Source organism: Streptomyces bohaiensis (assembly GCF_012033785.1).
GTDB lineage: Bacteria > Actinomycetota > Actinomycetes > Streptomycetales > Streptomycetaceae > Streptomyces > Streptomyces bohaiensis.
This window is the reverse complement of the sequence record NZ_JAAVJC010000190.1, coordinates 1-9166: the sequence shown is the minus strand read 5'-3', so window position 1 is coordinate 9166 and position 9166 is coordinate 1. Positions and strand designations below refer to the sequence as shown.

Below are 9166 nucleotides of genomic sequence, written 5' to 3'. Positions count from 1 at the left end.
GCGTCCGGCCGGGCGGCCGGTACCGCGGAAACGGGCGCCGGCCCGGCGGGGACCGAGGTGGATCGACCGGTTCCCGCGGGTGCGGGCGCCGTCGGGCGCTGCACGGGCGGCGTGGAGCGCTGCACCGGTGGGGTCGCGGGGTCGGCCGGGCCCGATATCGGGCGGCCGAGGCCGGGGCGGCCGCCCCGGGGACCAGCGGGTGCGGCGGAGCCGGCGGACGGGCCGTCGGCCGGCTCGCGCTCGCTCATGCCGCGCGCTCCGCCTCGCGCTCGGCCGCCAGCACCACGTTCTCCAGCAGCAGCGCCCGCGTCATCGGGCCGACACCGCCGGGGTTCGGGGAGACCCACCCGGCGACCTCGGCCACGCCGGGGTGCACGTCGCCGACGATCCTGCCGTTCTCGTCGCGGCTCACGCCGACGTCGAGCACGGCCGCGCCCGGCTTGATGTCCTCGGGCTTGATCAGGTGGCCGACACCGGCGGCGGCGACGACGATGTCGGCGCGGCGCAGCTGGGCACCCAGGTCACGGGTACCGGTGTGGCACTGGGTCACGGTCGCGTTCTCGCTGCGGCGGGTCAGCAGCAGGGGCAGGGTCCGGCCCACGGTGGTGCCGCGGCCGACGACGACGACCTCGGCACCGGCGAGTTCGACCCCGTACTGACGCAGCAGCCGGATGATGCCGTTGGGGGTGCAGGGCAGCGGCGCGGGCTCGTTGAGCACCAGGCGGCCCAGGCTGACCGGGTGGAGCCCGTCGGCGTCCTTCGCCGGGTCCATGAGTTCCAGCACCCGGTTGGTGTCGATGCCGCGGGGCAGCGGCAGCTGGACGATGTAGCCGGTGCAGGCGGGGTCCGCGTTGAGCTCGCGGACGACGGCCTCGATCTCCTCCTGGGTGGCGGTGCCGGGCAACTCCCGCTGGATGGAGGCGATCCCGACGGCCGCGCAGTCGCGGTGCTTGCCCGCGACGTACTTCTGGCTGCCGGGGTCGTCGCCCACCAGCAGGGTGCCGAGTCCGGGGGTGATCCCCTGGAGGCGCAGGGCGGCGACACGTGCGGTCAGGTCGGACTTGATGGCGGCCGCGGTGGCCTTGCCGTCGAGAATCTGGGCACTCATGGGGGTCATCCTTGCGGATGGCGGCCCTCCGGCTCCAATCGGCTCCCCGGGAGCCGCCGCGCTGTGACGGGGGTGAACCAACGGGCCACCGCCCGGAACGCACCGTACGCAACCAGCAACGGAGCGCGGCGGCGGACCGCCCAGGTTGCAGCTTTGACACAGTGCGGGCCGCCTCCCGGAACGTCCAGGATGACGGTCATATGATCCCCGTGACCGTCCGGGGGGATGCCGCAGTGCGCGTCAGGCGACCCGTCGGAGGGACGTACCGCTCACTCGATGGCAGAAGGAACACCCACATGAGCTACCCGCCTCAGCCGGGCAACGAGCAGAACCCCTACGGCCAGGGCCAGAACCCGTACGGCCAGCAGGGGCAGCCCGGTTACCCGCAGCAGGGCCAGCCCGGCGGTTACCCCGGCTACCCCCAGCAGGGCCAGCCCGGCGGCTACCCCGGCTACCCCCAGCAGGGCGGCCACCACGGCGGCGTGGTCCCCAACGCCTACGCCGGCTGGTTCTCCCGCGTGGTCGCCTACATCCTCGACTACATCATCTTCTACAGCATCCCCGTGATCCTGATGGTCGCCGGTGGGCCGAGCGCCGTGGGCGAGGACCCTGGCGCGCTCTACTACCTCGGCGCGCTGCTCAGCATCGCCGCGCTGGTCCTCTGGGGTTACCTGACCGGCACCACCGGCCAGACGCCCGGCAAGAAGGCCGTCAGCATCGAGGTTCTCAAGGAGAGCACGGGCAAGCCGGTGGGTGCCGGCATAGGCATCGCCCGCGTCCTCCTGCACATCGTCAACGCCCTCCCCTGCTTCCTCGGCTTCCTGTGGCCGCTGTGGGACGCCAAGAAGCAGACCTTCGCGGACAAGATCGTCGGCACCGTCGTGGTGCGGAAGATCTGACGGCGGACCACCTCTCGCACCGCAGGCCGACGGGGCCGCACCGTGGACAACACGGCGCGGCCCCGCCGCCGTTGGCTCGTACGCCGACCCAACTGCGTGCGGCGCAACGCCCGTCGGGGACGCGGCGCACGCCAGGGTCGCGTGTCCGCTCGCCCGCTCCGAGTGGCGCCGTGAAGTCCACGGGCGTTCATCAACCCGCGTAGCAGATTGACATGCACCTGCTACATTGCTCGGTGATTCTCCCCAGGTAACCCCCACTTACCGCCAGGAGGCGCTCCGTGCTCCGTCCCCCCACCACCCGCCGCACCCGCTGGCTGGCGGCAGCCGTCATCGCCTGCGTGGCGGCGCTGCTGGTCCCGCTGCTCGGCTCCGCCGCCACGGCGGCCCCGCCCCGCATCCCCTCCGCCGCCACCGCCCAGTCCGAGCTGAACCAGCTGCGCGTGGCCCCCGAGGGGTCGATGGCCGGCTACTCCCGCAGCGAGTTCCCCCACTGGCGCTCCAGCGGCGGCTGCACCGCCCGGCAGACCGTCCTCCAGCGTGACGGCTCCAACGTGCAGGTCGGCTCCAACTGCCAGCCCACTTCCGGCAGCTGGTACAGCCAGTACGACAACACCACCACGTCGACGGTCTCCCAGGCGACGATCGACCATGTCGTCCCGCTCGCCGAGGCCTGGCGCTCCGGCGCCAACAGCTGGAGCCAGCAGCGTCGCGCCGACTTCGCCAACGACCTGTACTGGCCGCAGCTGATCGTCGCCAGCTCCTCGTCCAACAGCTCCAAGGGCGACCAGGATCCGGCCGACTGGATGCCGCGGACCGAGTACCGCTGCACCTACACGCGCATGTGGATCAGGGTGAAGCACGCCTACGACCTCACGGCCGACTCGGCCGAGAAGTCCGCGTTGCAGTCGGCGCTCACCACCTACTGCTGACCGGACTCCCGACCGCCGACCTCAGCACTCCACCGCACCACCGACGGCCCGTCCGCCCACCCGGCGGACGGGCCGTCGCCGTGCGCCGCGCAGCGGGAGGCGCGAGCACGCCCGGCGTGCGGTGCGCACTCCCCCCGCCGATCCGCCGACACCGGCGTGCGCCCCGGTGTCGACTGCCGCGAATGCCCCGTCCGCATGTGGTGAGATGCCCCTCATGAGCGAATCCACCGAACGCACCACCGTTTTCAAGGCCCCTCGCGGCGGACTCATGACCGACGAGGTGGGCGTGATCAGCGGCGATCTCGAACTGCTCACCGATGCCTCCCCGGACGGCACCCTGACGCTGAAGGTGCGGTACGACGGTGCCGACGAGTGGTACACGATCCAGGGCGGCCCGTTCACGCTGCACGACACCCGCGACCACGAGGTGCTGCACGAGGTTCTGATCAGCATGCTGCACCGCCCGCAGCCCTGAGCGACGCCCCTTCCGGCCGCCGGCGCGCCCCCCGTTCGAGGGCCCGTCGGCGGCCGACCGCGTCCCTCGTACCGGTGACTGCTGCGACCCACCGCCGAGCCCAACCCCCGACCCCGGCATGTCGCCGAGCGACCGCCCGCAGCACCGGGCCGCAGCAGCGACAACCGCGCGGCACCCGTCGGACGTCCGCCGGGACTTCGCGCGCTCGCGCGATATCACACCGGCAATTCACTGGCCGTAATCCGACGGCGTAGCAGATCTTCCCGGGGAGGTATTCCTCACGGGCTCGGATAAAGCCGAGGAAACATCAGGGAAACACGACCACCAGCCACCGCACACGGTCCGCAGGCGTAACGACACGGCCCGTGCAGCACCGCGGAGTCCCGCGAACACACAGGTGACAACGGCAATGACCGTAAGTCAGCTGTAGGCTGAAGCTGTCTCGGTCGCTCAGCGGCGGCGTTTCGGCCGGACCTTGCGCACACCGTACGGGCGCGTCTATAAAGTGCCCATTCCCGTGCGGGGCCGGGAAGCCGGAATATCGCACAGCATCCGCCTGGTGAAAGGCCTTCCGAACGTGCCGACGCCCACCCCGCCCGCGTTGAGTCAGGGACCGCCGCTGCGACCGGGTCCCGACGACCCGCGCGACGCCGTGGCCGCCCTCCTGCGGGCAGCCCGGACCGCTCCTACCAACGGTGTGGTCACCCTCGCCGCCGACGGGACCGCCACCCGGCTCGACTACCCGGAGCTGCTGGAGCGCGCGCTTCGCGTCCTCGGCGGCCTGCACCGCCGCGGCGTGGCCGCGGGTGACGACGTGATCCTGCAAGGCCTGTCGCTGGCGGACCACTTCACCGCCTTCTGGGCCTGCCTGCTCGGCGGCATCCGTCCCGCCGCCCTGGTGGAGACCCAGGACCCGGACACCACGGGCCCCGTCCCCGACCGGCTGGCGCACACCTGGCGGCTGCTGGACGAACCGCTGGTGGTCACGGACGCCGCCGGGGCCGCCGTCCTCGCCCGCCAGGACGGCCCGGTCGCCGCCGATGTCGCCGAACTGGCCGACGGACCGGCCGCCGCGGCGGACCACCGGCCCGAGCCCGACGACGTGGCGCTGCTGATGCTCTCCTCCGGCAGCACCGGAGCGCCCAAGGCGGCGCAGCTGACGCACCGCGCCCTCGCGCTGTTCGCCGCGTCGACGGCGGACGAGCTGGAGGTCGGTGCCGGCGACGTCACGCTGAACTGGCTCCCGGTGGACCACAGCGGGGCGTTCCTCATCTACCACCTGATGCCGGTGTTCCAGGGCAACACCAACGTCCACGCCCCGACCGAGCTGGTGCTGGCCGGCCCGCTGCGCTGGCTGGACCTGCTCGCCGAGTACCGGGTGCGGCACAGCTGGGCCCCGATGTTCGGCTACCGCCTGGTGAGCCGGGAACTGGCCGCGGCGCCGGAACGCACCTGGGACCTCTCGGCCGTGCACACCCTGCTGTGCGGCGGGGAGCAGATCAAGCCGGAGGCCGCGAGGGAGTTCCTCGAAGCGGTCGCCCCGTTCGGCGTGGGAGAAGAAACGTTCCGTCCGGCCTGGGGCATGGCGGAGACGACCACCGCCATCACCTGGGGACGGTTCGCCTCGCCGACCGGGGTGCGCCGCGTCGTCCGCGGCAGCCTGGACGGCGAACTGGTCTGGGCGGACCCGACCGCTCCGGACCACGAGACCGTGACCTTCGTCGGTGTCGGGCCGCCGGCCGCCGAGTCCGCGCTGCGCGTCGTCGACACCGCCGACCGGCTGCTGACCGAACGGCGCATCGGCCGCCTCCAGGTCGCGTCGGTGCGCATCACCACCGGCTACGCCAACAACCCCGCCGCGACCGAGGCGGCCCTGACGGCCGACGGCTGGCTGGACACCGGGGACCTCGCGTTCCTCGCCGACGGCGAACTGTTCATCACCGGCCGCTCCAAGGACGTACTGATCCTCAACGGCCACAACTACACCTGCCACGAGATCGAGGACGCCGCCACCGCGGCCGCGGGCATCGTTCCGGGGACGGTCGGGGCCTGCGGCATCCCGGACGCCGAGTCCGGCAGCGAGCGGCTGTTCATCGGGTTCGCCTCCGCCACCGGCGACCCCGACAGCGACGCGGCCACCGCGCGGGAGGTGCGGGCGGCGGTGTTCCGGCGGCTGCGCCTCTCCGACGTGCGGGTGGTGGCCGTGCCCGAGGCCGACTTCCCCCGGACCAAGAGCGGCAAGGTCCGCCGCGACCAGCTCGCGCGGATGATCGGCGGCGACGCCGAACCCGTCCACTCCGTCCCGACCGTCGAGGCGGCCACCGCCGCCACCGCAGCCGGCGCCACCGGCCCGCTGCCGGACGCCCCCGCAGCCCCCGCAACCCCCGCAGCCGCCACCGAGGCCCCCGGCGACGCCGACCGCGCCGCGGCCGAGGGCGCCGTGCTGAGCGCCGTACGCGCCGCGGTGGCCACGGCCACGGGCGAACAGGTCGCCGACGACGTCGCGTTCTTCGACCTCGGCCTCACCTCCGTCGCCCTCGCACGGGTGCGGGCCTCGCTCGAACGCGACCTCGGCACCACGGTCGCCGCCGCGGCGTTCTACGAGCACCCCACCGTCGCCGACCTCACCCGCCACCTCGCCGACCGCGTCGCGCGGGCGGCGACCGCGCCGTCTCCCGCCACCGCGCCACCGCACGGCCCCGGCGGGAACGCACCGACCGACGGCCGCATCGCGATCATCGGCATCTCGGCACGGTTCCCCGGCGCCCCCGACATCGACCGGTTCTGGGCGAACCTGCGGGAGGGCCGCGACAGCGTCAGCGACTTCGGTGGCACCGCCGACGCCGACCCGGCACTGCGCCCCGTCGCAGGCGTGCTGGACGACGTCGACGCCTTCGACGCGGGCTTCTTCGGCATCAGCCGCGCCGAGGCCCGACTCATCGACCCGGCACACCGCTTGTTCCTGGAGACCTGCTACCTGGCGCTGGAGCACGGCGGCTACGCCGGGACCGCGGCCGACCGCCGCATCGGGGTCTACGCCGGCTCGGGGATGCACCTCTACGGCCACCAGGACACGCAGGGCACCGGCGCCCGGCACGACGACGGCACCGCGGCGGTGCACGCCGCGACCGGCGGCCTGCCGGACTTCGTCGCCACCCGGGTGGCGCACCGGCTCAACCTCACCGGCCCCGCGATCGGGGTGCAGACGGCCTGCTCCACCTCGCTGGTCGCCGTCCACCTCGCCGTGCAGGCGCTGCTGGCCGGCGACGCCGACCTGGCGCTGGCCGGTGCCGCGGCCGTCCGGCTGCCGCAGGAGGCCGGCTACCGGTACGAGCCGGGTTCGATCCTCTCGGGCAGCGGCCGCTGCCGGCCGTTCGACGCCGACGCCGACGGAACCGTCGGCGGGAACGGCGTCGCCGCCGTCCTGCTGAAGCCGCTGGACCGCGCGCTGGCCGACGGCGACACCGTCCACGCCGTGATCGCGGGCACCGCCGTCAACAACGACGGTGGCGCGAAGGCCGGTTTCACCGCGCCTTCCGTCGGCGGCCACGCCGACGTCGTGAGCGCGGCGCTGCGCCGCGCGGGGGTGGCCGCGAACACCATCTCCTACGTGGAGGCGCACGGCACCGGTACCGCCGTGGGCGACCCGGTGGAGTTCCGGGCGCTGACCCGGGCGCTGGGCGACCGCCCGGCCGGCGCCGACCGCTGCGCGCTGGGGTCGGTGAAGGGCAACGTCGGACACCTGGACACCTGCGCCGGGATGGCGGGGCTGATCAAGACGGTGCTGATGCTGCGCCACCGCGAGCTGGTGCCCACCGTCAACCTCGCCCGTCCGCACCCGGACATGGACTGGTCGGGCGGACCGTTCCGGCCGGCCACCGAGCTGCGCCCCTGGGTGTCGCCGGACGGCGGACCGCTGCGGGCGGGCGTGAGCGCGCTCGGCGTCGGCGGGACCAACGCGCACGTGGTGCTTCAGGAGGCGCCGCCGACCGACGGCGAGCCGCGGGGCACGGCGGACACCCCCGTGGTGCTGCCGCTCTCGGCCTCCGACGCCGCCACCCTCGCGGAGCTGGTCACCCGTGTGGCCGACCACCTCGACGGCGCCTCGGCGCCCCCTGCGGCGGACGTGGTCCGGACGCTGGCCCTGGGCCGACGGCACCTGAGCCACCGGCGCGCCGTCACGGGCCGCACCACCGCCGAACTGGTGGCCGCGCTGCGGGAGTCGGACCGGATCGCCGAGCGCGCGACCGCCGGACCGCTCGCCTTCGCCTTCAGCGGCCAGGGCGACATCCGCCCCGGCTCCGCCGCGCGGCTGTACGCGGACTTCCCGCGTGCCCGGGCGGTGCTCGACCGGTGCGAGGCGCTGTTCCGCGCCTGCGCGCCCGAGGCCGGCGGGCTGCTGGAGCGGTTGTGCGCCCCGGTGGAGGCCGCCGACGCCGGCGAGCCCTGGCCCACGGCCACCGCGCAGGTGGCGCTGTTCTCGCTCCAGGTCGCCCAGGCGGCCGTCTGGCAGGGGATCGGCGTCCACCCGGCCGTGGTGCTCGGTCACAGCGTGGGCGAGTACGCCGCGCTGCACACGGCCGGCGCCCTCTCCCTGGAGGACGGGGTGCGGTTGACCGCCGAACGCGGGCGGTTGATGCAGGCCACCGCGCCCGGCGGCATGGTGGCGGTGGTCGCGGACGCCGCGCGCTCCGCCGAACTCGCCGCCCGGTGCGGCCTCGAGGTCGCCGCGGCCAACGCGCCCGGCCACCACGTGCTGGCCGGCGCCGCCGACACGGTGGCCGCCGCCGGGGCCGTCCTCGACGCCGAGGGGGTCACCTGGCGGGCGCTCGCCGTGGACCGTGCCTTCCACACCGCGCTGATGGACGAGGCGCTGGACGGACTGCGGGCGGCCGTCGACCGCGTCGAACTGCACCCGCTGCGCCTGCCGCTGGTCACCACCGCCGACGCGGTACGGCACCCGGTCGGGACCGTCCCGGACGGCGACTACCTGGTCGCGCAGGCCCGGCGGGCGGTGGAGTTCGCCGGTTCGCTGGCAACGGTGGCGGCCTCCGACACCACCGACTTCCTGGAGCTGGGCCCGGGTCGCGTCCTGTGCGGCATCGGCCGCCGGGCCCTGCCGGACAGTCGCTGGACCCCCACTCTCGCGACACCGGACGGCGACGCCGTGCGGCCCGCGGTCGCCACCCTCTACGAGCAGGGCGTCGACCCCGACTGGACCGAACTCACCCCCGAAGGACGCCGCGTGCCCCTCCCCGCACATCCGCTGCGCCGAACCCGGTTCGAGGACCCGGCGCAGCCCGCGAGCACCACGACCGAACGGGCCGACGCCGACGCCGACGCCGACGCACCGGCGGGTACCGCCGGGACGTCCGGCAGCACCGCCGCCGCGGTCGAGCCGGTCTCCGTCGCGGAGGTCGCCGCCACCGTGGCCGCGGAGCAGGCCGGCGCCGTGCTGAGCCGGGTCCGCGAGGTCGTCGGGAAGCGCCTGGGCGCGACCGCCGAGGAGGTCGACACCGAGCGCACCTTCCTGGAGCAGGGGGCGGACTCGCTGTCGATGATGGCCGCCGCCCGCGACCTGGCCACCGAGTTCGACGTACGGGTGCCGGTACGGGACCTGTTCGGCGACTCCGACACGCCGGAGAAGCTGGCGCGCGCGATAGCCGACCAGCTTCCGGCGCCCGCAGCTCCGGTCGCCCCCGAGCCGCCCGCGGCGCCGCGTCCGGCGGGAGCGCCCACCGCCGGCTCACCGGGC

At 74.5% G+C, this 9166-nt stretch carries 5 protein-coding genes; 4 read left to right on the top strand and 1 reads right to left on the bottom strand.

Annotated elements, in window-relative coordinates:
• Window positions 1-244: 244 nt before the first annotated feature.
• A complete protein-coding gene (locus tag HCN52_RS17925) occupies window positions 245-1108 on the bottom strand; it encodes a bifunctional methylenetetrahydrofolate dehydrogenase/methenyltetrahydrofolate cyclohydrolase (protein WP_168089465.1) in 864 nt (287 codons plus the stop codon).
• A gap of 296 nt (window positions 1109-1404) precedes the next feature.
• Between HCN52_RS17925 and HCN52_RS17920 the strand changes: the two genes are divergently transcribed.
• From HCN52_RS17920 to HCN52_RS17905, 4 genes are all read left to right on the top strand, one after another.
• Complete coding sequence (locus tag HCN52_RS17920; protein WP_168089464.1) at window positions 1405-2007, top strand: RDD family protein; 603 nt, start codon at window positions 1405-1407, stop codon at window positions 2005-2007.
• Window positions 2008-2285: 278 nt separating this feature from the next.
• Complete coding sequence (locus tag HCN52_RS17915; RefSeq protein WP_312876756.1) at window positions 2286-2936, top strand: GmrSD restriction endonuclease domain-containing protein; 651 nt, start codon at window positions 2286-2288, stop codon at window positions 2934-2936.
• A 214-nt stretch (window positions 2937-3150) separates the two neighbouring features.
• Entirely contained in the window at window positions 3151-3411 is a 261-nt protein-coding gene (locus HCN52_RS17910) for a hypothetical protein (protein WP_168089463.1), read from the top strand.
• 559 nt (window positions 3412-3970) lie between these two features.
• Window positions 3971-9166: type I polyketide synthase (locus HCN52_RS17905; protein WP_168089462.1), on the top strand; the 5196-nt coding region annotated here is incomplete at its 3' end.